The organism is Devosia sp. MC1541, assembly GCF_012847305.1.
Lineage (GTDB): Bacteria > Pseudomonadota > Alphaproteobacteria > Rhizobiales > Devosiaceae > Devosia.
This window is the reverse complement of sequence record NZ_JABBDZ010000003.1, coordinates 60,561-82,330: the sequence shown is the minus strand read 5'-3', so window position 1 is coordinate 82,330 and position 21,770 is coordinate 60,561. Positions and strand designations below refer to the sequence as shown.

The window sequence follows — 21,770 nt, the reverse complement described above, 5'->3', positions numbered from 1 at the left end:
ATTGCTAGTATGGTGAAAGCGAAATCTGCAGCCATTGAAACCGCAAAATGAACTTTTTTTGCGGTGCTAAATTGCTGTTTCTAATAAAGGAAATTACGTGGCGCTCGACCAAACATCGACACCATCGGCAAGCCCGAACAAAAACCGGAATCGGCGCCTCAAGCGTCAGATTTCGGCGGTTGCCGGCTTTGTCATAACTCTTTTCCTCACTTTTCTTGGCCTTTTGGCGATAACCTTCTTTATCGGCCGTGTGATCCCGATTGACCCGGTTCTGGCAGTCGTCGGTGACCGTGCAACGCAGGCTCAATACGACGCCGCCAAGATTGCGATGGGGCTAGATCAGCCGCTCTGGCAGCAGTTCATCACCTATGTCGGTAATGTCTTCTCAGGCGATCTGGGCAAATCGGTGTCCACTGGTCGTGACGTTGCTGACGACATCAGCCGCTTCTTCCCCGCGACCTTTGAAATGGCCACCTTGGGCATTCTCATTGGCGTTGCTATGGGTGTGCCGCTTGGCGTCACAGCTGCCGCCAAGCAGGGCAGCTGGATTGATCAGATCATCCGCGTCATTGGCCTACTGGGCTATTCCGTTCCGGCCTTCTGGCTCGGTCTCGTCGGCCTTGCCTTGTTCTACGCTCACCTGAAGTGGGTTGGCGGTCCGGGCCGATTGGACATTTTCTATGATGGTCTAGTGCCCCCGATCACTGGCATGATCCTCATCGATAGCGTCATCTCCGGCGATTTCGACATCTTCTGGAATGCGGTTTCTCACCTCATTCTCCCGGCGTCTGTCCTTGGCTTCTTCTCGCTCGCCTACATCGCCCGCATGACGCGTTCCTTCATGCTCGATCAGCTAAGCCAGGAGTTTGTCACCACGGCTCGCGTCAAAGGTGTGCCGGAGCGCGTCGTCATCTGGCGCCATGCGTTCAAGCCCATTCTCGTGCCGCTGATTACTGTTATTGGTCTGTCCTATGCGGGTCTGCTTGAAGGCTCGGTGATGATCGAAACCGTGTTCTCCTGGCCCGGCATTGGTAACTATCTGACCTCTGCACTGCTCAACGCCGACATGAATGCTGTGCTGGGGTCTACCCTTGTCATCGGCGCCGTGTTCATCGTCATCAACAAAGTTTCGGACGTGCTTTATCGCGTCCTCGATCCGAGGGCCCGTTCATGACCACTCGTGATTGGCTACTTGCCGATTCCCCGACTTCGAAGCTTCAGGCCAATGTGGGTCGCGCCTATCGCGTCTTCACCGCTCTGCTGCGCAATCCCCTCTCGGTTCTGGGTGGTGTGATCATTCTGGTGCTGCTGTTTACCGCAGCTTTTGCGCCATGGATTGCCCCCTATTCGCCAACCGGCCAAAACCTTGGCAATCGTCTTCTGCCGCCTTCGGGTGACCACTGGATGGGCACCGATGAGCTTGGGCGCGATATCTTCTCGCGCGTCGTCTATGGCTCGCAGATTACCCTCACCATCGTCATGCTGGTGGCGCTGATCTCGGCTCCACTCGGTCTCTTGGTCGGCGCCATTGCTGGCTACTTCGGCGGCTGGGTCGACAAAATCCTCATGGGCTTCACCGACATTTTCCTGTCGCTCCCTAAGCTCATCTTGGCTTTGGCCTTCGTGGCGGCGCTTGGCCCTGGCATCAACAATGCCATTATTGCCATCGCCATCACTGCTTGGCCGGCCTATGCCCGTATCGCGCGCGCTGAAACGCTCACCATTCGCAATGCCGAATACATTTCGGCAGTGCGCCTATCCGGTGGTGGTCCAGTCCGTGTGATCGTCAAGCACATCCTGCCGCTTTGCACCTCGTCGATGATCGTTCGCGTCACCCTCGACATGGCAGGCGTCATCCTTACCGCTGCCGGTCTTGGCTTTATCGGCCTTGGTGCACAGCCGCCGCTTCCAGAATGGGGCGCCATGATTTCGCGTGGCCGTACCTTCATTCTCGATCAGTGGTGGGTTGCCACCATGCCAGGCTTCGCCATCATCATCGTCTCCTTGGGCTTCTGCTTCCTCGGCGATGGTCTGCGCGACGTGCTTGACCCCAAGAGCGAGGGTAAGAGCTAATGGATACTCTTCTCAAAGTTGAAAACCTGCGCGTCAGCTTCCCCACCAATACCGGTCGCGTCGAAGTGGTGAAGGGCCTGTCCTTCAACCTTGGCCGCGAACGGCTGGGCATCGTGGGCGAAAGTGGTTCGGGCAAGTCGATGACGGGCCGCTCCATCCTCAAGCTGATCCGCAAGCCCGGTCAGGTCACTGCCGACAAGCTTGAGTTTGATGGCATCGACCTCATGGCCCAGTCCGACAAGCAGATGCGCGCCATTCGTGGCGCCCGCATTTCCATGGTCATGCAGGACCCAAAGTTCTCGCTCAACCCGGTCATGACCGTGGGCGATCAGATCGCCGAAGCTTTGGTCACACACCAGAAGCTACCGCGTACGGATGTTCACGCACGCATTATCGAAATGCTGCATGCTGTCCGTATCAACGATCCAGAACACGTCGCTAAGCTTTACCCGCACGAAGTCTCGGGCGGCATGGGCCAGCGCATCATGATCGCCATGATGCTGATCCCCAAACCTGAACTGCTGATTGCGGACGAACCAACCTCGGCGCTCGACGTTTCAGTGCAGGCTCAGGTGCTCGATATCATCGATGACCTTGTCACCAGCAAGGGCATGGGCTTGATCCTAATCAGCCACGACCTCAACCTCGTTAGCCGCTATTGCGACCGCATCCTTGTGATGAACTCGGGCCAGGTTGTTGAAGAATGCGTCGCCAGCGAGCTGCACAATGCCAAGCATCCGTATACGCGTGGCCTTCTGGCCGCCATGCCGGTGCTCAACGAAACCCGTGACGAACTTCCTGTGCTCGACCGCACACTATGGGCTGGCACATGACCGCGATTGAACTCAAAAACCTCGACATTTCCTATGGCGACAGCAAGGTCGTGCATGGGGTGAACCTCTCCATTCCTGAGGGCGAAAGCTTTGCCCTCGTCGGTGAAAGTGGCTCGGGCAAATCGACGATTTTGCGCGCCATTGCTGGTCTTGCACCAGAATGGACCGGCGAGATTTCGGTGCTCGGCAAGCCGCGCAGCCACAGCATTGACCGCAGCGTGTCGCGTCAGGTCCAGATGGTGTTTCAGGACCCATATGGGTCGCTGCATCCGCGCAAGACCATTGACGATGTGCTCACTGAGCCTCTGGCCATTCACGGTATTGGCAATCGCGATGAGCGCGTTGAAGAAACCTTGCGCAATGTCGGTCTCGACAAGCGTTTCCGTTTCCGCTTCCCGCACCAGCTTTCGGGTGGTCAGCGCCAGCGTGTTGCTATTGCGCGCGCTTTGATGCTCGAACCCAAAGTCATGCTGCTCGATGAGCCGACCTCGGCGCTGGACGTTTCCGTTCAGGCTGAAATTCTGAATTTGCTCAAGCGCCTCCGTAAGGAACAGGGCCTCACCTATCTCATGGTGACGCACAATCTGCCGGTGGTGAGCTTCCTCTGCGACCGCCTTGCGGTCATGCAGAAGGGTCGGATTGTCGAGATTGCTGACGTCGCAGATCTTAAGCGCGGCGAGCTGAAAGAACCCTACTCGCGCGAATTGATGGCCGCTAACCACTAGGCGCGACCATTGGCCTTTCCCTGCCCTGCTCCAGGGCGCATCTCAGGACTATTTTGAGACATGACTGACCATACTAAAGCTCTTGTGGCCTTCGACGCCGCTATTGCCAAGGCAACCACTGCCGACGACGCCTTCTCGGCTCTGCAGACGTTGGTGCGTGACGTTGTTGGCGCAAAGCTCTTCACCGTCATGCTGGTCGACTGGGACCTCGAGGTCTCCCGCCGCGCCTACACCAGCCACCCGGAAACCTATCCAACTTCTGGCACCAAGCCGCTGAACTATGGTCCGTGGTTCGACATCGTCCATGGCAAGCGTGAATGCTATGTCGCCAACACCATTGAAGACATCGCCAAGGTTCTGTTCGACCACGAAACCATCAACGCGCTGGGCTGCCAGTCGGTGGTGAACTATCCGGTTATCGTCAAGGACAAGCTCATCGGCACCATGAACATGCTGGACGTTGAGGGGCACTTCACACCCGAGAAGGTTGAAACCATCCGCAACGTACTCGGCACCCCAGCCAAGCTCGCTGTACTGGTCGCCACGACGCTCTAAGGCCTTACGCACACGAAATTTGAAGCGCTCCCTTGGGGGCGCTTTTTTTGTGCCTGCCATCCATAATTGCGTCGTCACGCCTGCTCCACACACCAAAAGGCCCTCCCGTGGGTCAGCACAGGAGGGCCTCGCAGGTCGAAACCTGAAGCTCGTTTAGACGGCCGCAGAAGCCATCAAGGTCGCATTGCCACCAGCAGCAGTGGTGTCGATGCAGACATGACGCTCATGCTGCAAGCGCACGATATCCTGCGGGCCTGTGAGCAGCGGAGTAATCACGCCTTGGCGCTTGGCGAGATCCTGACGGATCGTACGCAACGTGTCGGCGTCACCGAACCAAGCGATTGCGTCGAAATGCTCGCCGCAAGCACGCCAGTTTTTTTCGGTCTTGTCGGCAAAGAACACGCAGCCAGTTGCTTCTGCCATGGCCTTTTGCGCCGCAATATCGGCGTCCGTTGGTCCAAGACCGAGGAAGACACCACGCGGGAAGGCATGCAGCGTATTGGTTTCACCCGTCGGACCAGGCAACTCGATCGCTGCCGTCTGCAATGCACCCGCACCCTTGGTGAAGCGTGGCAGATAGTTCGGGCCACCAGCCTTGGGGCCTGTGCCCGAGAAGCCTTCGCCGCCGAACGGCTGGCTGCCTACGACCGCACCAATCTGGTTGCGATTGACGTAGATATTGCCGCAATGAACCTGCTCCGCAATCGACTTCACACGGGTCGAAATACGAGTGTGCAGACCAAAGGTCAGGCCATAGCCCGATGCATTGATCGCTTCGATCACCTTGGGCAGACCCTCGGCCTTGAAGGTCGCGACATGCAGCACAGGACCGAAGATTTCTTCAGGCATGTCTTCAATACCGCCGACCTTCAAAATGGTCGGAGCCACGAAAGTCCCGCCTGCAGGAGCCTTCATCTGGTGGATGATATTGGCCGTGCGCTCGGTCACATAAGCATCGATCTTGGCCTTTGCGGCAGCATCGATCACCGGGCCAACATCATTGGCAATGTCCCAGGTATTGCCCAGACGCAGCTCATCCATCGCCCCCTTTATCATGGTGATGGTCTTGGCCGCACAGTCTTCCTGAACGTAGAGAATGCGCAGGGCCGAGCACCGCTGACCAGCCGACTGGAAGGCCGAAGCGAGGATGTCGCGCACCGCCTGTTCGGTCAGCGCTGTGGTGTCTACGACCATAGCATTGAGACCACCGGTTTCCGCGATAAGCGGCGCGGATGGATCGAGGTACTCCGCCATCGAGCTTTCGATGCGCTTGGCTGTTGGCAGCGAGCCAGTGAAGGCAACACCCTTCACATCTGGGTTGGAGGTCAGAGCCGCACCCACGTCCGGACCACCCGGCAGCAATTGCAGAGCATCAACCGGAATACCCGCGAGACGCATCAGCTCAACCGCACGGTAAGCCACCAGCGGGGTCTGCGGCGCAGGCTTTGCTAGAACCGGATTACCCGCGACGAGAGCTGCCGCAATCTGGCCGGTGAAAATGGCCAGCGGGAAGTTCCAGGGCGAAATCGCCACGAACGGCCCACGGGCTTCGCCACCCAGGTTTTTCGCTTCCGCTGCGTAATAGTGAAGGAAATCGACCGCTTCACGCACTTCCGCGATCGCATCATTCCAGCTCTTGCCTGCTTCACGAGTGAGCAGGGCAAAGAATTCTGCCGTATTGGCCTCAAACAGTTCTGCCGCACGGGTCAGCGCCGCAGCGCGGTCTGCGACCGGCACCTGTGCCCAGTTGGACTTAGCGGCATAGGTCGCCGCTTCCGCCACTTGCTCCGGTGTCGCGTCAATCACTGTGCCAACCACATCGCTGTGGTCTGCAGGGTTAATCACTGGCTTTGCAGCGGTGTCCGCGCGGCTCATCGCGCCATAAGGGGCCGCCACCCACTGATGGGTGCGGAATGCTTGGCGTGCTGCATCGAGCTGACCGAAAGCTATTGGGTCGGTCAGGTCATAGCCACGGGAATTAGCGCGGTTGGGGAAGATATCTCCCGGCATTGGGATCGCTGCATTGTGCAATTGGTCGCCGAGCGCTTCGAGCTTAGCAATCGGGTCTTCGGCAACGGTCGTCGCTGGAATGTCCTTGTCGGCGATCTGATAGACGAACGAGCCATTCGCGCCGTTCTCGAGCAGACGACGAACGAGATAGGCGAGCAGGTCTTTGTGCGGGCCGACTGGCGCGTAAATCCGCGAGGTCGTCTGGTGCTGCTGGCGCACGACTTCATGGAGCTGATCACCCATGCCATGCAGACGCTGCAATTCCCAAGTGTCGGTGCTGCGACCAGCTGCCTGCGCTAGGTGTAGAATAGCGGCAACGGTGTGTGCGTTATGGCCCGCAAACTGCGGATAGATGTTCTTGGAGGCAAACAGCTTCCGCGCTGCAGCCATATAGCTGACGTCCGTAGCGGCCTTGCGCGTGAACACGGGATAGCCTTCAAGGCCCATCACCTGCGCGCGCTTGATTTCGGCGTCCCAATAGGCGCCCTTAACGAGGCGGACCATGATACGGCGACCAAGGCGTTCGGCGAGCGCATCGAGCCAGTCAATGGCAGGCAGTACGCGCTTGCCATAGGCCTGCACGACAATGCCGAAACCATCCCAGCCCGCCAGTTCTGGAGTTTCCAGAACAGCTTCGATGACGTCGAGCGACAGATCGAGACGATCCGCTTCCTCCGCGTCGATGTTGAAGCTCATGTTAGCCTTCGCAGCGACAATGGCGAGCTTACGGGTCGCATCGACGAGTTCGGTCATTACGCGGTCGCGCTGCGCCACTTCGTAACGCGCATGCAGCGCTGAAAGCTTGACCGAAATACCCGGATTGTCGCGAACTGAACCGTGGACACAGTGAGGGGCCAGCGAGGTGATCGCATGCATATAAGCATCGAAATAGCGCTTGGCGTCCTCCGCGGTGCGGGCCGCCTCGCCCAGCATGTCGTAGCTATAGCGATAGCCCAGAGCTTCTGGCTTCTTAGCATTGGAAATCGCTTCGTCAATCGAACGGGCGAAGACGAACTGACCTCCAAGAATACGCATCGCCTGCTGAACAGCGGTACGGATCACCGGTTCGCCCAGACGTGCTACAACACGGTGGATGACATTGGTTGGGCCAACTTCTGGCTGACCGAGAACCTGCGAGGTGAGATTTAGCGCCCAAGAGGAGAAATTGACGAGGTTGCTTTCCGACGCCCCAAAGTGGCTCGCCCAGTTCGCGCCGCCGATCTTGTCTTGGATCAGCGCGTCAACGGTTTCATTGTCCGGCACGCGCAATAGCGCTTCGGCCATGGACATGAGCGCTAGGCCTTCTTCGGTGTCGAGACCGTATTCGGAGAGGAAGCTCTCCATCAGGCCGAGCTTTGCGCCGCTGCGCACCGCTTCCACCAGTTCTACCGCGCGGGCCGAAATCGCCTTGCGATCTTCCGTGGTAAATTCGGTGGCAGTTATCAGCGAGCGGACAAGGCTGGACTCGTCAGCGTAAATGCGTTCGTGCAGAGCGCGACGAGCGTCAGAAGCGGAAACCATGGGGCGAGACCCTAATAAGAAATCCGGATGATATTGCCAGAAGGCGATTAGGCGATTTCACTGATGATATGGATTTTTCGCGACATACGTGCGATTGTTTAACCCCACTGCAGGACAATCACCCATGAAAGATGCCATCAACAGTCCAATCGACCAGATCGATCGTAAGATCTTGGACGAACTGAGCAAAGACGGCCGTATCAGCGTGGCTGAGCTGAGCCGCCGGGTGAACCTTTCGAAGACGCCGTGTCAGGCCCGAATTAAACGGCTGGAAGAACAAGGCTATATCCTAGGCTATCGCGCGGTGATCGATCCTAAACGCCTCGGCCTGCCACACGTTGCCTTTGTCGAAGTCAAACTCAGCGATACGCGCAAGGCGGCGCTCGAAGCCTTCAACAAAGCGGTCCGCGCCCTCCCCGAGGTCGAACAGGCCCATATGATCGCCTCAAGCTTTGATTATCTGCTCAAAGTCCGTACCAAGGACATAGCCGCCTACCGCGAAGTTCTGGGCGAAAAGCTCTCGGCGCTTCCGCATGTCGCGCAAACCTCCACCCATGTCTCGATGGAAGCGGTCAAAGACGACGCGGAGTGAGTGTACTGTCGCAGTAGTGTTGGCCGAATAAGCTTGCTATGACGCGCCCATGGCCATTAGCGAACTTATCACCAGCCCAGAAGATGCACGCCAACGTGGCGCCTATCCGAGCATTTTCAAACCCTTGGTCGCAGCCGACGGGCTGCTGTTTCGCCTGCCCATTTCTGGCCGCGTACTCACGCCAGTACAGGTCTCAAAGCTCAGCGAGATTTTGCTCCCCCTAGGCGACGCCCGCATTAGCATCTGTTCGCGCGGCACTTTAGAGGTTTCCAGCATCTGGCCCGAGGTTTTCGCCCCCGCTATTCGCGATGCCATTGTGGCAGTCGTCGAGGTCGAACCTGAATTCTTCGTCGACCATAGTCCGCTACTCGGGCTCGACCCAACTGATGACCCAGCCACTGCCCGCCTCGTCACACTTTTCAAAGAACGCACTGCGCCTCTCGCCGCCCGCCTCGGCAATACGGTTCACCTCATCGTTGATGGTAGGGGTGCCATCACACTCGACGGTCTCGACGCTGATGTCTGCGTGACGGCGCAAGGTCATGATCTTTGGGCCGTCACGATTGGCGGCGGTAAACCGCAAACGGTCGATTTCGACACCGCGGTCTCTACAACACTGGCCCTGCTCAGCGCCCTCGCCGCCCTCGGTCCAGAAGCCCGCGCTAGCGATCTCTTCGTGCCATATTCAGCCAGAACAACATCCACAGAGGCCCCACGCCTCGGTCGCATTGGCCTGCTCGGCGGCGGCACCAGCTTTGCGCTGAGCCTTCCCAAAGTCGGTCTGCCGGCATCCGCGCTACAAAAGCTCGCCCAAGCGGCCAGCGCGGCATCTGTCCCTGCCCTTCGTCTCGCGCCTCATTCTGTGCTAATGATCGACAACGCCAGTGATGCTCTCATCGCTTCTGCCCGGGAATCGGGTCTTGTTTGAACACGCGGCCGCAAAGCTCCTGTGGGACCTGGATCAGGTGAAAACCTTCGATCTCCGCGACCAAGATGTAGAAACAGCCCTCAGCGCGGCCAAACCGGGCGCGCGCCTGATCCTCGCCCTTGGCGAGGGCAGCGACAGCCAAAAGCTCGCAGCACTTCTCACCGCCAATGGCTATGGTCGTTCGATCCTCACCCTTATTGAAAACCTCGGCCAGGGCGACGAGCAATTGCGCTCGCAAATGGCCGAGTTCTTTATGCTCGCTGATGTCGGTCGAAATGCCATCTGCGCCGTCAGCGTTGTCGCCGTGCCGCAAGGCGCACCAACAAGCAACACCACGCCGGGGCCTTGGGGCTAACCGAGCGTCGGCTTATGCGTTAGCGTCGCTTTCCACGCAGCATCACCACTTGACTGCAGCCGCGCCGCCGTCAAAGCCGCATTGGTCTCAAGACGCGTGACATCGGAACCGGGCAGCGAGGCGCGGATGGTGTCGAAAATTATCGGGTGCAAATTGAGCACGCCGCCAACATAGCCCACAGGCCTACGACCTACCCGCGCAATGAGCGCCTCGCCCAAAGCGGCAAGCTCTTGCCCCGCCCGAACGAGAATGCCCCGCGCAATCTCATCGCCGTCATCGGCCGCCCGCGCCACGCCGACGGCCAATTGGCCAATCCGGCCACGGTCCCCGGCATAGACAAAGCTGCGAACAAAGTCCCAGCCCTGCCCGCCGACAAGCTCGAACATGCGTTTGCCGAGCGGGCTCGCTTCAGCCGCAGGACCGAGCCGGTCGATCTGGCGATAGAGCGCATCAAGCGCACGCAGTGCAATCCAGCTGCCCGACCCGCCATCATCGATGAGGATGCCTCGACCACCAACGCGAATACTGGGTGCGTCACCTGCCGCAATATGCACCCCAATCGAGCCGGTACCGGCAGAGATGAGGTGCCCCTCACCCGGCGCAAACGCCCCCATATAGGCCAGCACAATATCGTCGATCAGCACAATAGCGTCGCTGGGTAGCGCAAAAATGCCAGAGACCAGCACCAGCATATCGTCGCGCACTGCCGAGCCAAAACCGGTCATACCGACCGTCAGCGACTGAACCGCATATCCAGCAGCTGTCACCTCGGCAGTTATAGCTTCGAAGGCAGCAGTGATCCGTAGCTTTTCGGCTGGGTTGAACAGATGCGCCGTCGCGCCGGAAGTTTTGCCCTGCGCTACTTCAACACCGGTTTCATTCACGGCGACCCAGCGGCTGGCCGTGCCGCCAATGTCCAGCCCCAGGTGCACCGCAGTGCTCATGTGGGGACGCCTTGGGAAACAAAGGCTCGGGTAATTTCGCGCGGATTGGTAATCATGGTGCCGACAACAACTGCGTGAGCGCCAGCGCTGAAGGCGCGCTGAACGAGGTCAGGTGTGTTGTAGCGCCCCTCGGCAATCACCGGAAGCGTTTGCTGGGCCGCCAATGTTTCGAGCAGCCGATAGTCTGGCTCAGTTGGCTTAGGCTGGGTGTATTCGGTGTACCCAGAAAGCGTGGTGGCGAGATAAGTCGCCCCCCAATCTGCCGCCTTCAGTCCCTCATCCAGCGTCGAAATATCGGCAAAGACCTCGGCACCTAACTCGTCCCGAATTCGACGGATGAGAACACTAGGATGTTCGCCATGACGCGGGCGCTCGGTACAATCGAGCGCCACAACCTCCGCCCCCGCCTCAACGATAGCCGCAGCGGCCTCGAAGTTAGGAGTGATGTAGACCGGGCGGTCGTCTGCAAACACCTTGTGAATGCCGATCACCGGCAGACCCGCAGCTTTGACAGCCGCAATATCGGCCGGGCCATTGGCTCGCACCGCGACAGCACCACCGTCGCGAGCCGCAAGCGCCATAGCGCCCATAAAGACAGCCCCGTGCAGAGGATTATCCGCACGCGCCTGGCAAGAAACGACGAGGCCTTTTGGAAGGTGCACTTATTTAACCGCGCCTGAAGTCATGCCAGCGATGAACTGCTTAGAAAGAATGATGTAGATCAGAATGATCGGCGCAGCGGAGAGGGTCAGCCCCGCGAAGAGCACACCCCAATCGGTCGTGTATTCGCCCATAAAGGTGGTGAGACCCTGCGGCAGGGTTTTCAGATCGTCATTCTGGATAAAGACCAGCGGGAAGAAGAAGTCATTCCAGATTGGCACGACGTTCTGAATGGCAGCGATCACCATTGCCGGACGCACCAGAGGCAGCATGATCGACCACATGATCCGCGCTTCCGAAGCGCCATCCATACGGGCGGCATCTTCGAGCTCATTGGGCAGCGTGCGGATGAAGCCGGTCATAATGAAGATGGTCGTTGGCAGACCCATCGCCGTATAGACGAAGATCAGTGAGAGCTGATTGTTGAGGATCTGCAGATCACGCAACAACATGAAAAGCGGAATGATCGCTAGCTTCAGCGGCAGGGTCAGGCCCGCGAGGAAGAACATCAGAATAAAGGTCGAGCCTTTGAACTGATAGCGCCCCAGCGCATAGGCGGCCATAGTCCCGAGCGTCAGGATCAGCACCATGGACGAGCCGGTGACGATGAACGAGTTCATCAGATAGCGCAGGAAATTGGTCTGCGTCCAAATCTTCATGAAATTGGCGATCTGCCCAAAGTCCGGCAGAGCATAAGGCGACTTGAAGATTTCCGGCGTCGTCTTGAACGCCGAGAAGACCATGATGACGATCGGTCCGAGCATGATGATGGTGTTGGCGATCAGAATGACCTGCAACAGACCATCACGCCCCAAGGTGCCGAGCAGGCCCTTACGCTGATAGAATTTGTTATCGGCAGCAGCGGAAGCAGAGGTCATATCTGGATCTCACGAGCGCGCAGGCGGGTGGTGATGACAGCAGCCACGACCGCAATAAAGACGAAGATGAGCACAGCCAGCGCACTGCCAAGGCCAAAGTCCTGTTGACCGGCAGAGACGTTGCCGAAGGCGGTTCGGTAGAAGTAGAGGCCGAGCACGTCCGAGGAACCGAACGGCGACCCATCAAGGCCTGCCATGATGTAGGGCAGCTCGAACCAGTTGAATGCGCCCACGAAGAGCAAGGTGAAAACGATTGTCGCGGATGGCGCGACCAGCGGCCACACGACCTTGGTGATCTTCACCCATTCGCTCTCGGTTTCCATGCGGACGGCGTCAAGGATTTCGCCCGGAATGCGCTGCATGCCCGCAAGGAAGACGAGCGTTGGGAAACCAACCATATGCCATGCCTGCGCGACAATGATCGACCACAGGGCCGTGCCCGACTGGCCGAGCCAGGGTTGTGCCAACCAGCCCAATCCTACCGACTTCAGCGTCAAATTCACCACGCCGAACATTGGATGGTAGAAGAGCTTGAAGAGGTAAGCCACGATAATGGTCGAGAGCACCACGGGCAGGAAGACGGCGATCCGGTGGAAGCGGGCGCCGGGCAGTTCACGCCATAGCGCATAGGCGAGGATGAAGCCCAAGCCGTTCTGCAGCACCATCAGCGCGAAGAATACTATGACGTTGTTCTTGAAGGCATTCATTGTCCAGCTGCGGTAAGGCTCGACGAAGAGCACCGTGTGGAAGTTTTCAAGACCAACGAAGTCGCCGCGCTTCAGCCCCTGCCAATCAAAGAAGGAATAGGCGAAGGCGGACAGAATTGGATAGACGATAAAGAGCGCCACGAAAGCCAGCGGCGGCACAATCAGCATGGTGATCCAGAGACCGCGACCGGTCATACGGAGTTGAGGCATTTTGGTGCTCGCTTGGGCTTAATAGTCAGGCTCTATGCGCTGGCCCTGCCTCCCCCGACCAGCGGGAGAGGAAGGGCAGGTGCATGCCGATGCACCGAGGCACAGCCTCGGTGCGAGGGATCAAGAGTTACTTCTTGAACGGTTCATACCAAGCAGCCAGACCGGTGGTGAGCGCTTCACCAATAGCTTCCGGAGTGGTTTCGCCCGAGAACAGCTTCTGCATTTCGCCCTGGATCAGGACCGAACCCGAAGGTTCGCCAAAGCGGAAGTGTGCCAGCATCAGGTAAGGAATCGAGTTCTGGTTAAGCTCGTTGATTTCAGCCAGATCTTCGGTTTCGAACTTCACGCCTGGAACAGCCGAAAGGGTCTTCAGCTCATCAGCCATAGCCTGACCGAATTCGGTCGAAGCGAGGTAGTTGAGGAACTTGAAGGATGCTTCCTTGTTCTTGCCAGCTTCGTTGATGGCATAGCCACCGTCGAAGTAAATGGCGACGAGCTTTTCGTCGTCAGCGGCTTTGCCCGGAGCGGCGAACATGCCGGTCTGGATGTCTGGGTTCATGGTCTTGAAGGTCGAGAGTTCATACGAACCACCGACGAACATTGCCGCCATGCCCGAAGCGAAGAGCTGCTGCATCGACGGATAGTCGAGACCGATGAAGCCTTCTGGGAAATAGTCCTTGGCGAGTGCTGCGATATCGCCGAGCGCGCCGGTGAAGCGCGGATCGTTGAAGTCGGTGGTGCCAGCGACCAGCTCATCATAGAAAGCGCGACCGAACAGGGTCGAACCAAGACCGAAGGTGACGGTTTCGTTCTGCCAAGCCGTTGCGGTGCCGTTGGCGAATGGAATAACGCCAGCGTCCTTGAGCTTCTGCGAAGCAGCAATCAGCTCTTCCCAAGTGGTCGGTTCAGCAATGCCATGCTGGTCGAAGATCGCCTTATTGTAGATGACGAGCTGGGTCTGCGATGCGAATGGGATCGCATACAGAGTGCCGTCAGCGCGCATCGATTCAGCCTTGAGAGCGGCTGGATTGAAGTTGGCAATCGCAGGAACGTTCTCAACGGTCAGCGGCTCAAGATAGCCACCCACTGCGAGGTTTTCGAGGCCACCATAGGCACGAACCTGAGCAATATCAGGACCGGTGCCGCCAGCCAGTGCGGTGGCGAGAATGGTGTTGTAGTTCGTCGCTTCGAAAGTTTCGAACTTGACGGTGATGCCCGGGTTGGCGGCTTCGAAGGTCTTGATAAAGCCTTCGTAAGCGGCCTTGTCTTCCTGGCGCCAGGACCAGAATGTCAGGTCCTGAGCGAAAGACGGGGCAGCAATCAGCATGGCGGCAAGTGCCGAACCGATGCGGAGCATATTGGTCTTCATGAGTTCCCTCCCAATGAAATCGACCTACTAAAATGGTACTTGGCCGGAGCTAAATGCGCCGACCATCCGTTGCGGAAAACAGATGCGCGCTACCAGGCAGCACCGTCACGGTTACTGCGGTGTCGGGCTGATAGAGATCGTCCGGCCCGGTGCGAGCAGCTAGCAGGGTGCCATCGACTAGGCGGACATACACATAGGCGTTGTCGCCTAGGTATTCGGTGTAAACCACGTGCGCGGCAAAGCCCGCAGCTGTGATATCGCGGCTGAGACCAACAGCGTCAGAACGCAGGCCCAGCTTAAACTCATCGCCCGCGGGCAGCTCACCAACAGAGACGGAGCCGCCATTCCCGGCGAGCTCAAGCCTATCCCCGGCGCGCACCACGTCAACGAGCGTCATGCGCGGCGACCCAATAAAACTCGCGACGAACGTATTAGCCGGCGTTTCATACAGCTCGCGCGGGGAGCCGACTTGTTCAATACGACCCGCGTTCATGACCACGATCTTATCGGCGAGCGTCATCGCTTCAACCTGATCGTGGGTCACGTAAATCATCGTACCGCCAATCTGGCGATGTAGACGAGCGATCTCGAGGCGAACTTCCGAGCGCAGCGCCGCGTCAAGGTTAGAAAGTGGCTCATCGAGCAGGAAGACGCTTGGCTTACGCACCAAGGCGCGACCAATAGCGACGCGCTGGCGCTGACCACCAGAGAGTTCGCGCGGCTTGCGCTTCAGCAGCGGCTCTAGGCGCAGCATGCGGGCTGCTTCTGCAATGCGGCTTTCGACTTCTTCCTTGCTTAGCCCCATGAGGCGCGCGCCAAAGGCCATGTTCTCGTAAACATCCATATGCGGGTAGAGCGCATAGGACTGGAACACCATGGCGATGCCGCGCTTGGACGGAGGCACGTCATTCATCAACTGGCCGTTGAGATAGAAGTCACCGCCGGTGAGCGGATCGAGACCAGCGATCAAACGGAGGAGTGTTGACTTGCCGCAGCCCGAGGGACCGACAAAGACGACGAATTCCTTATCGCCAATCTCAAGATCAACGCCATGCAAGACGTCAACGCTTCGGAAGCTTTTCTTGATGCCACGTAGCGAAAGTTGAGCCACGTTAAATCTCCCCTACACCTCAGAAAGACTTCCCGGGTCTTTCAACGTCCTACTTAGGACATGTGATCTTGGAATAGTAAATTCCACAAACCCACATGTGTCAAGAATATAAAATTACAACCCAGACGACGAATTCCGACAGTTCAGACTTTAAGGATCGTCACGGCTGACTCGCTGCCCTGAATGTAATCGGTCGATCCTGGCTGGCGGCGTAACAGCAGGATGAAAAGCATATCTGTGAGAATGAATTGGGCGTCGCGCGAGGTTATTGCTGACGAGCGCACGCGTTCTTCATCACCCACCGTAAAGAGGTGAATATCGGCCAGATCGATCAGTGGGTTTGGCTGCAGGCCGGTCACCGAAATGACCGTTGCACCGCGTTTCTTGGCAACTTCCGCCGTGCGCAGGGTTTCCAAGCTACGGCCGGAATGGGACAGCGCCACAAAGACATCGTCCTTTGTGAGATTTGCCGCGTTCACCAGCTGAATATGGGTGTCGTTGTCGAGCATAACGACACGTCCAAGCTTCATCAGCTTGTAAGAAAAGTCCCGCGCCACAAGGGAAGATGCGCCAACACCGCTGAGTTGGATGCGGTTGGCGCCATGCAAAGCCTCAAGCGCCAGATCAATGGTTTGCTCGGAGTTTGCGGCCGTGGTTTCGCGCATGGACAGAAGCTTAGAACCGATCAGCTTCTGCAAAATAGTCATGTAGTTATCGGCAGAATCGATCGAACCGTGGATGACGCCACCGGGCGCCTGCCATTCCATCGCCTTGGCTTTGTTCACCGCCAACTTGAGCTGCTGATAACCGGAATAGCCGAGTTTCTGGCTGAACTTAACGACCGCGGATTGGCTACGCCCCGTTGCCTCCGCTAGGCCTGAAGAGGATAGCGCCAACATCTGTTCAGGCTGGTCTATAATGAATTGTGCGATCTGCCGATCAGCCTGCGTTAACGTGTCCAAATGGGCACTTAACAACCTGAGAACTGACATGCTCGCTCCCCACGATCATCGTTTCCACATATGGAATACATAATTCCAAGTTTGATTGACAGCCGGAATATTCGCTCCTAGCATCAAATCAATCCATGAGTGAAGGCACGATGTCCAAAAGCACCCTAATTGCAGAACTTGAGCACCTCGTGTCGGAAGCTCGCAATCCGGAAACCATGCAGATCGACTTGATGTCGACCGAGCAGATTCTTGCCGCGATGAACGCGCAGGACGCAAAGGTTGCGGAAGCTGTACGACACGAACTCCCACAGATCGCCCAAGCCGTTGATCGCATTGTTGATGCGTTCCGCAAGGGCGGGCGCCTGATCTATATGGGCGCAGGCACTTCGGGCCGTCTTGGTGTTCTCGACGCCTCTGAATGTCCACCAACCTTCGGCGTGCCGGACACTATGGTGGTTGGCATTATCGCGGGTGGTGACACTGCCCTGCGTTATCCCATCGAAGGCGCGGAAGACGATCGCAGCGAAGGTCAGCGCGATCTCGTTCGTGTGAACGCCACTGCCAATGATGTTGTCGTCGGCATCGCCGTCAGCGGCCGTACCCCTTATGTTATCGGCGCGCTGGATTATGCCAAGTCGCTCGGTGCCGTTACCGTTTCGCTCACCTGCAATCCGAATTCGCCAATCGCCAACATGGCTGACATCGCGATCTCGCCGCTGGTTGGCCCAGAATCATTGACCGGTTCGACCCGTCTCAAGTCGGGCACCGCGCAGAAGCTCGTGCTCAACATGCTGACAACCGCCAGCATGATCCGTATCGGCAAGTCCTATGAAAACCTCATGGTCGACGTGTCAGTGAGCAATGAAAAGCTGGCTGCCCGTGCGGTGCGTATCATCGGCGAAGTGACCGGCCTCGATACTGCCGAAGCTGAAATTTATCTCGACCGTTCAGGCAATAACGTTAAGCTCGCTATTCTGATGGCCCTTACTGGCCTCGATAAGGATGCAGCGACAACTGCTCTGACAAGTGCAGATGGCTTCCTCCGTCGCGCTGTCAGCGAGAACAAGGCGGACTGAAATGGACCTTCTGGTCAACCTCTATAGTCGCAAACTAGAAGAGCTTGGCGAGCGCACTACGGGTGTGGAGGCGACCATTCGGGTCGCCCTGCCCCCGGAAATGCATATTATTCAGAATTGGGTGCGTGAGCATTTTTCTGAATACTGGGTCAGTGAACTGACAGTGGCCATGGCGCATCAGCCGCCGGGGTGCCTCGTAGCTATTGTTGACGGCAAGCTCGTCGGCTTTGCTTGCTACGATGCGACCGCCAAGGGCTTTTTTGGGCCAACGGGCGTTGACGAAAGCCAGCGCGGCAAAGGCATTGGCCTCGCGCTATTCCATCGCACACTCGTCGCCATGAAAGCCCAAGGCTACGCCTATGCGGTGATTGGCTCGGCTGGACCGATCGATTTCTATAAAAATGCGGTAGGCGCCCTACCCATCCCCTCTGACAACGAAGACATTTACCAAGGGCTGCTTCGGATTAAGAAGCCGCTCGTCGAGGACTAGTATCTATGTCGACCTCAACTCCACTCGCACTTTTCGTTGGCATGCCCAGCCCTGAGTTGTCGGAAAATGAGGTCGCGTTTTTCAAAGAAGCCAATCCGTTTGGCCTGTTTCTGTTCAAGCGCAATGTGCAGAATAATGACCAGGTTCGCCGTCTCGTCGCCCAGTTCCGAGAAGCTGTTGGGCGCGACAATGCTCCGGTCTATATTGATCAGGAAGGCGGGCGCGTGCAGCGCCTCGACAATGGCAACTGGCCCCTATTCCGTCCGCTAGGTCACTTCGGCCAATTGGCAAAAATAGATTTGGACCTAGCCAAGCATGCGCTGCGTCAATCCCATCTAGCGATGGGCTCGATGATGAGCGAAATGCATATCGGCTCCGGAACGGCCCCCGTGGTCGACCTCGCTCGCGCCGGGACGCACGCCATCATTTCCTCGCGCACGTTCAGCTCTGATCCGGAAATCGTCGCCGTTCTCGGGCGCGTCGCTATCGATGCGCTGCTCGAGACTGGCTCTATGCCCATCATGAAACATGTCCCCGGCTATGGCCGCGTTGAGGTCGACCCGCACCACGTTCTGCCCGTGGTGCATGCCGATGTGGCCGATCTCATGGGTACAGACTTCCTGCCCTTTATGCGCCTCAAGGACACGCCTTGGGCCATGGTCGCGCATCTGATTTTCACCAGGATTGACCCAGACCTGCCGGCGTCAATCTCGCCGAAAGTCTGTGATCTCATCCGCAATACTCTCGGCTATGACGGCGTTCTGACCACCGACTGCCTCACCATGGACGCCCTCTCAGGCACATGGGACAGTCGCGTCACTGCCGCGCTCGATGCCGGTTACGATATCGCCCTTCACAGTCAGGGCGACCTTTCTCAAAGCGAAGCTGCATGCAAAGCTGCTCGTCCGTTGAGCGAGGTAAGTCTGAAGCGCATTGCTCGCGCCGAAGCCAGACTGGGGACTACTCGCGTGGACGTACAAGCGCTCCATGCCGAGGTTGAAGAAATTTTCAGGGAGAGTGGCATCGCCTAAAGCGAGCCGCCAAACAAGGAGACTGAAAATGAAGAAGCTCATGCTTCTCGCGGCAACGTCCGCAGCAGTGTTGACCATGGCTGCGCCTGCTTTTGCGCAGAACGTGCTGACCATCTCGTCGGAACAGACGACAACCTTTGTTCGCAACTTCAATCCATTCGGTCAGACATCTGCCCGCTTCACCACGCTCCACTTCATGTATGAGCCATTGGTGGTATTTAATCGCCTGAACGGCAACGAGCCGCACTTCCGTCTTGCCGAAAGCTTTGAGCTGGCTGACGATCTGATGTCGATAACCTTCACCTTGCGTGAAGGCCTCAAGTGGTCGGACGGTGAAGCCCTCACTGCTGACGACATCATCTTCACCTATGACTATATCGCCAAGTTCCCGGCTCTCGATTTCATCTCGGTCACCCAGCAGCTGAACTCGGTTGAAAAGGTCGATGATCGCACCGTTCGCTTCAACCTCAAGGAAGCCAACTCGCTGATCGCTAACACCATCGTCGACATGCCGATCGTGCCCGAGCACATCTGGGCGTCGATTGAAGATCCGGTGACCTTCGCCAATGAAACCCCTGTGGCTTCCGGTCCAATGACCGAAATCACCCGTTTCACCCCGAACGTCTACGAACAGTGCCGTAACCCGCACTATTGGGACAATGACAACCTTGCCGTTGACTGCCTGCGCATGCCGCAGCTGGCCGACAACCCGCAGGTTCTCGCGGCTCTCGCTGAAGGCTCGCTCGACTGGGCAACCAGCTTCATCCCGGACATCGACAACACCTTTGTTGCCAAGGACCCGGAACACCACAAATATTGGTTCACCCCATCGAGCCTCGTCTCGCTGCAGATGAGCCAGGTTTCGCCAGACGAGAACGCTCGTAAGGCTTACACCGACGTCAACTTCCGTCGTGCGCTGAGCATGATCATTGACCGTCAGACCATCGTCGACATCGCTGGCTATGGCTATCCGCTGGTCAATGGCGATCCATCGGGCCTAGGCGAACTCTATGCGTCCTTCGGCAATCCGGAAGTGAAGGCACAGTTCGGCCAATACGGCGAATTCAACTATGACGCTGGCGTCGCTCTTCTGGACGAAGCTGGTTATGTTGACGCCGACAATGATGGCTTCCGTGACAATCCGGATGGCTCCAAGCTCGAAATCGACTTCATGGTGCCAAACGGTTGGACCGACTGGATCGACGCGGTTCAGATCTCCATGGAAACCATGCAGCAGGCTGGCCTCAACGTGAAGATGAGCACGCCAGAAGCCGCCGTATGGACCGCAGCGCTGATCTCGGGCGAATACTCCATGACGCTGAACGCACTGGCATCGGCTGCCGACCCGTACTTCCCGTACATCCGTTCCTACAACCCGGATGATTTCGGCAAGTCGCGCTTCACCGCACCACACTGGTCGAGTGAAGAGGTTTCCAAGCTCCTGTCTGAATACAAGCAGAGCAAGGACCCGGCCACTCGTAAGACCGCGATGGACAAGATTCAGCTGATCATTGCTGAAGCGCTGCCAATCGTGCCGCTCTACAACAGCCCATCGTTCTACGAGTACAACACCAAGCGCTTCACGGGTTGGGCTGATGCCGAAAATCCGAAGTACTCGCCTGTTGTCTCGAACGCTAACCCGGCGCGTGTTCTGCAGCTGCTCGACCTCGACCCGGTCGCTCAGTAATCACCACTAAAAGGGAGGGCGTTGAACGACGCTCTCCCGACCCCCGCGGCGGAACGCGCGGGACACAGAAGGGATGACAGCTGATGGCTTTCCTGCTTCGGCGGCTCGCATTCTATTTCGCCGCCTTTATCGTTGCTGCGACAATCAATTTCTTCCTGCCGCGCCTTATGCCCGGCGATCCTATCCAGATCATGTTTGCGAGCGCGGGTTCTGAACTCAGCCTCGAAAATCTGAACGCTCTGAAGCTGACATTTGGCTTCATCGATGCGCCGATTGGCGAGCAATATCTGGCCTATCTCAAGAGCGTATTTACCGGCGATCTCGGCCGCTCGATCAAGTTCTTCCCGCTGCCCGTGACAGAGCTGCTGATGCGCGCTCTGGTCTGGACGCTGGGGCTAATGGGCCTCGCCACCGTTCTGTCGTTCGTCTTGGGTACCTTGCTCGGTGTTATGGCCGCTTGGCGTCGTGGCACGATATTCGACTCCTTCGTGTCCCTACTGGCGATTTTTGCCAGCTCGGTTCCGGCCGTTGTGGTGTCGCTGGTGATGCTGTTCATCTTTGGCTACACGCTGAAATGGTTCCCCAATGGCTATGCTGCAGACCCCATGCTCGATCCCGCCTTTAGCGGCGAGTATATCTGGAGCGTCATTCGTCACGGCACTCTGCCGCTGCTGACCATGCTATTCGTCATGACCGGCGGCTTCGCCGTGACCATGCGCAACAATATGATCAACCTGTTGGGCGAAGATTACATCGTCATGGGTCGCGCCAAGGGCCTCTCCGACAATCGCGTCATGATCTGGTACGCGGCGCGTAACGCGCTGCTGCCGACCGTATCGAGCCTTGCCATTGCATTGGGCACAGTCCTCGGTGGCGCGCTGGTGGTGGAAGTGGTGTTCAACTACCCCGGCCTCGGCAACACGCTCTACCAAGCCATTCTGGCTCGCGACTATCCCGTCATCCAAGGGCAGTTGCTGATCATGACCGCCGCAATGCTGGTCTCCAATTTTGTCGTCGATCTGAGCTATGTCCTGCTCGATCCGCGCTTGAAGAAGGCGTAAG

21 protein-coding genes are annotated in these 21,770 nt (G+C 57.7%); 13 read left to right on the top strand and 8 right to left on the bottom strand.

Annotated elements, in window-relative coordinates:
• Positions 1-169: 169 nt before the first annotated feature.
• The 5 genes from HKD40_RS04810 to HKD40_RS04790 are packed head-to-tail and all read left to right on the top strand — an operon-like array spanning position 170 to position 4,186.
• The gene (locus tag HKD40_RS04810) at positions 170-1,174 is read left to right on the top strand and encodes an ABC transporter permease (RefSeq protein WP_248306590.1); all 1,005 of its coding nucleotides are present in this window, start codon (positions 170-172) and stop codon (positions 1,172-1,174) included.
• The gene (locus HKD40_RS04805; RefSeq protein ID WP_169194600.1) at positions 1,171-2,073 is read left to right on the top strand and encodes an ABC transporter permease; all 903 of its coding nucleotides are present in this window, start codon (positions 1,171-1,173) and stop codon (positions 2,071-2,073) included. Before HKD40_RS04810 ends, HKD40_RS04805 begins: the two co-directional genes overlap by 4 nt.
• Complete coding sequence (locus HKD40_RS04800; protein ID WP_169194599.1) at positions 2,073-2,906, top strand: ABC transporter ATP-binding protein; 834 nt, start codon at positions 2,073-2,075, stop codon at positions 2,904-2,906. The genes HKD40_RS04805 and HKD40_RS04800 overlap by 1 nt, the downstream gene beginning before the upstream one ends.
• Positions 2,903-3,631, top strand: coding sequence for an ABC transporter ATP-binding protein (locus HKD40_RS04795; RefSeq protein ID WP_169194598.1), 729 nt, complete (start codon positions 2,903-2,905; stop codon positions 3,629-3,631). Before HKD40_RS04800 ends, HKD40_RS04795 begins: the two co-directional genes overlap by 4 nt.
• A gap of 60 nt (positions 3,632-3,691) precedes the next feature.
• Positions 3,692-4,186 carry a GAF domain-containing protein gene (locus tag HKD40_RS04790; RefSeq protein WP_169194597.1) on the top strand — a complete coding sequence of 165 codons (495 nt, stop codon included), beginning with the start codon at positions 3,692-3,694 and terminating at the stop codon, positions 4,184-4,186.
• 153 nt (positions 4,187-4,339) lie between these two features.
• On the opposite strand, the gene putA is transcribed toward HKD40_RS04790, so the two are convergent.
• Positions 4,340-7,717 carry a bifunctional proline dehydrogenase/L-glutamate gamma-semialdehyde dehydrogenase PutA gene (gene putA / locus HKD40_RS04785; protein ID WP_169194596.1) on the bottom strand — a complete coding sequence of 1,126 codons (3,378 nt, stop codon included), beginning with the start codon at positions 7,715-7,717 and terminating at the stop codon, positions 4,340-4,342.
• A 124-nt stretch (positions 7,718-7,841) separates the two neighbouring features.
• Here putA and HKD40_RS04780 point away from each other — a divergent pair, with 124 nt between their 5' ends.
• From HKD40_RS04780 to HKD40_RS04770, 3 genes are read left to right on the top strand one after another with little or no spacing between them, the layout of a single operon-like run.
• Positions 7,842-8,309: an Lrp/AsnC ligand binding domain-containing protein gene (locus HKD40_RS04780; RefSeq protein ID WP_169194595.1), complete on the top strand. Its 468-nt coding sequence runs from the start codon at positions 7,842-7,844 to the stop codon at positions 8,307-8,309.
• Positions 8,310-8,358: 49 nt separating this feature from the next.
• Complete coding sequence (locus tag HKD40_RS04775) at positions 8,359-9,237, top strand: hypothetical protein (RefSeq protein WP_169194594.1); 879 nt, start codon at positions 8,359-8,361, stop codon at positions 9,235-9,237.
• Positions 9,230-9,592, top strand: coding sequence for a hypothetical protein (locus HKD40_RS04770; protein WP_169194593.1), 363 nt, complete (start codon positions 9,230-9,232; stop codon positions 9,590-9,592). Before HKD40_RS04775 ends, HKD40_RS04770 begins: the two co-directional genes overlap by 8 nt.
• Here the strand turns inward: HKD40_RS04770 and HKD40_RS04765 are convergent.
• The 7 genes from HKD40_RS04765 to HKD40_RS04735 all read right to left on the bottom strand — a co-directional run bounded on the left by HKD40_RS04765 (position 9,589) and on the right by HKD40_RS04735 (position 16,463).
• A complete protein-coding gene (locus tag HKD40_RS04765; protein ID WP_169194592.1) occupies positions 9,589-10,536 on the bottom strand; it encodes a BadF/BadG/BcrA/BcrD ATPase family protein in 948 nt (315 codons plus the stop codon). The two genes, HKD40_RS04770 and HKD40_RS04765, sit on opposite strands and share 4 nt — an antisense overlap.
• Positions 10,533-11,198, bottom strand: coding sequence for an N-acetylmannosamine-6-phosphate 2-epimerase (locus tag HKD40_RS04760; RefSeq protein ID WP_169194591.1), 666 nt, complete (start codon positions 11,196-11,198; stop codon positions 10,533-10,535). The genes HKD40_RS04765 and HKD40_RS04760 overlap by 4 nt, the downstream gene beginning before the upstream one ends.
• Positions 11,199-12,074 carry a carbohydrate ABC transporter permease gene (locus tag HKD40_RS04755; protein WP_169194590.1) on the bottom strand — a complete coding sequence of 292 codons (876 nt, stop codon included), beginning with the start codon at positions 12,072-12,074 and terminating at the stop codon, positions 11,199-11,201. It lies immediately after the preceding gene.
• On the bottom strand, positions 12,071-12,991 hold the full coding sequence (locus HKD40_RS04750; protein ID WP_169194589.1) for a sugar ABC transporter permease: 921 nt from the start codon (positions 12,989-12,991) through the stop codon (positions 12,071-12,073). Before HKD40_RS04750 ends, HKD40_RS04755 begins: the two co-directional genes overlap by 4 nt.
• Positions 12,992-13,118: 127 nt before the next feature.
• Positions 13,119-14,360: an extracellular solute-binding protein gene (locus tag HKD40_RS04745; RefSeq protein ID WP_169194588.1), complete on the bottom strand. Its 1,242-nt coding sequence runs from the start codon at positions 14,358-14,360 to the stop codon at positions 13,119-13,121.
• Between the two features lie 49 nt (positions 14,361-14,409).
• The gene (gene ugpC / locus HKD40_RS04740; RefSeq protein ID WP_169194587.1) at positions 14,410-15,471 is read right to left on the bottom strand and encodes a sn-glycerol-3-phosphate ABC transporter ATP-binding protein UgpC; all 1,062 of its coding nucleotides are present in this window, start codon (positions 15,469-15,471) and stop codon (positions 14,410-14,412) included.
• Positions 15,472-15,614: 143 nt separating this feature from the next.
• Entirely contained in the window at positions 15,615-16,463 is an 849-nt protein-coding gene (locus HKD40_RS04735; RefSeq protein WP_169194586.1) for a MurR/RpiR family transcriptional regulator, read from the bottom strand.
• Between the two features lie 110 nt (positions 16,464-16,573).
• Here HKD40_RS04735 and murQ point away from each other — a divergent pair, with 110 nt between their 5' ends.
• The 5 genes from murQ to HKD40_RS04710 all read left to right on the top strand — a co-directional run bounded on the left by murQ (position 16,574) and on the right by HKD40_RS04710 (position 21,769).
• Positions 16,574-17,500, top strand: coding sequence for an N-acetylmuramic acid 6-phosphate etherase (murQ, locus tag HKD40_RS04730; protein ID WP_169194585.1), 927 nt, complete (start codon positions 16,574-16,576; stop codon positions 17,498-17,500).
• 1 nt (position 17,501) lies between these two features.
• The gene (locus HKD40_RS04725) at positions 17,502-17,990 is read left to right on the top strand and encodes a GNAT family N-acetyltransferase (protein ID WP_169194584.1); all 489 of its coding nucleotides are present in this window, start codon (positions 17,502-17,504) and stop codon (positions 17,988-17,990) included.
• A gap of 5 nt (positions 17,991-17,995) precedes the next feature.
• The gene (locus HKD40_RS04720; protein WP_169194583.1) at positions 17,996-19,021 is read left to right on the top strand and encodes a glycoside hydrolase family 3 protein; all 1,026 of its coding nucleotides are present in this window, start codon (positions 17,996-17,998) and stop codon (positions 19,019-19,021) included.
• Positions 19,022-19,049: 28 nt separating this feature from the next.
• Positions 19,050-20,708, top strand: coding sequence for an ABC transporter substrate-binding protein (locus HKD40_RS04715; protein WP_169194582.1), 1,659 nt, complete (start codon positions 19,050-19,052; stop codon positions 20,706-20,708).
• An 83-nt stretch (positions 20,709-20,791) separates the two neighbouring features.
• On the top strand, positions 20,792-21,769 hold the full coding sequence (locus HKD40_RS04710; RefSeq protein WP_169194581.1) for an ABC transporter permease: 978 nt from the start codon (positions 20,792-20,794) through the stop codon (positions 21,767-21,769).
• Position 21,770 lies beyond the last annotated feature (1 nt).

Excerpts from the sequence above, each read along its gene's own strand:
- HKD40_RS04795 (WP_169194598.1), top strand. The coding sequence starts at position 2,903 with ATGACCGCGATTGAACTCAAAAACCTCGACATTTCCTATGGCGACAGC.
- HKD40_RS04720 (WP_169194583.1), top strand. The coding sequence starts at position 17,996 with ATGTCGACCTCAACTCCACTCGCACTTTTCGTTGGCATGCCCAGCCCT.
- HKD40_RS04745 (WP_169194588.1), bottom strand. The coding sequence starts at position 14,360 with ATGAAGACCAATATGCTCCGCATCGGTTCGGCACTTGCCGCCATGCTG.
- HKD40_RS04735 (WP_169194586.1), bottom strand. The coding sequence starts at position 16,463 with ATGTCAGTTCTCAGGTTGTTAAGTGCCCATTTGGACACGTTAACGCAG.
- HKD40_RS04775 (WP_169194594.1), top strand. The coding sequence starts at position 8,359 with ATGGCCATTAGCGAACTTATCACCAGCCCAGAAGATGCACGCCAACGT.
- HKD40_RS04710 (WP_169194581.1), top strand. The coding sequence starts at position 20,792 with ATGGCTTTCCTGCTTCGGCGGCTCGCATTCTATTTCGCCGCCTTTATC.
- HKD40_RS04750 (WP_169194589.1), bottom strand. The coding sequence starts at position 12,991 with ATGCCTCAACTCCGTATGACCGGTCGCGGTCTCTGGATCACCATGCTG.
- murQ (WP_169194585.1), top strand. The coding sequence starts at position 16,574 with ATGTCCAAAAGCACCCTAATTGCAGAACTTGAGCACCTCGTGTCGGAA.
- HKD40_RS04765 (WP_169194592.1), bottom strand. The coding sequence starts at position 10,536 with ATGAGCACTGCGGTGCACCTGGGGCTGGACATTGGCGGCACGGCCAGC.
- HKD40_RS04725 (WP_169194584.1), top strand. The coding sequence starts at position 17,502 with ATGGACCTTCTGGTCAACCTCTATAGTCGCAAACTAGAAGAGCTTGGC.
- putA (WP_169194596.1), bottom strand. The coding sequence starts at position 7,717 with ATGGTTTCCGCTTCTGACGCTCGTCGCGCTCTGCACGAACGCATTTAC.
- HKD40_RS04805 (WP_169194600.1), top strand. The coding sequence starts at position 1,171 with ATGACCACTCGTGATTGGCTACTTGCCGATTCCCCGACTTCGAAGCTT.
- HKD40_RS04715 (WP_169194582.1), top strand. The coding sequence starts at position 19,050 with ATGAAGAAGCTCATGCTTCTCGCGGCAACGTCCGCAGCAGTGTTGACC.
- HKD40_RS04800 (WP_169194599.1), top strand. The coding sequence starts at position 2,073 with ATGGATACTCTTCTCAAAGTTGAAAACCTGCGCGTCAGCTTCCCCACC.
- HKD40_RS04790 (WP_169194597.1), top strand. The coding sequence starts at position 3,692 with ATGACTGACCATACTAAAGCTCTTGTGGCCTTCGACGCCGCTATTGCC.
- HKD40_RS04780 (WP_169194595.1), top strand. The coding sequence starts at position 7,842 with ATGAAAGATGCCATCAACAGTCCAATCGACCAGATCGATCGTAAGATC.
- HKD40_RS04755 (WP_169194590.1), bottom strand. The coding sequence starts at position 12,074 with ATGACCTCTGCTTCCGCTGCTGCCGATAACAAATTCTATCAGCGTAAG.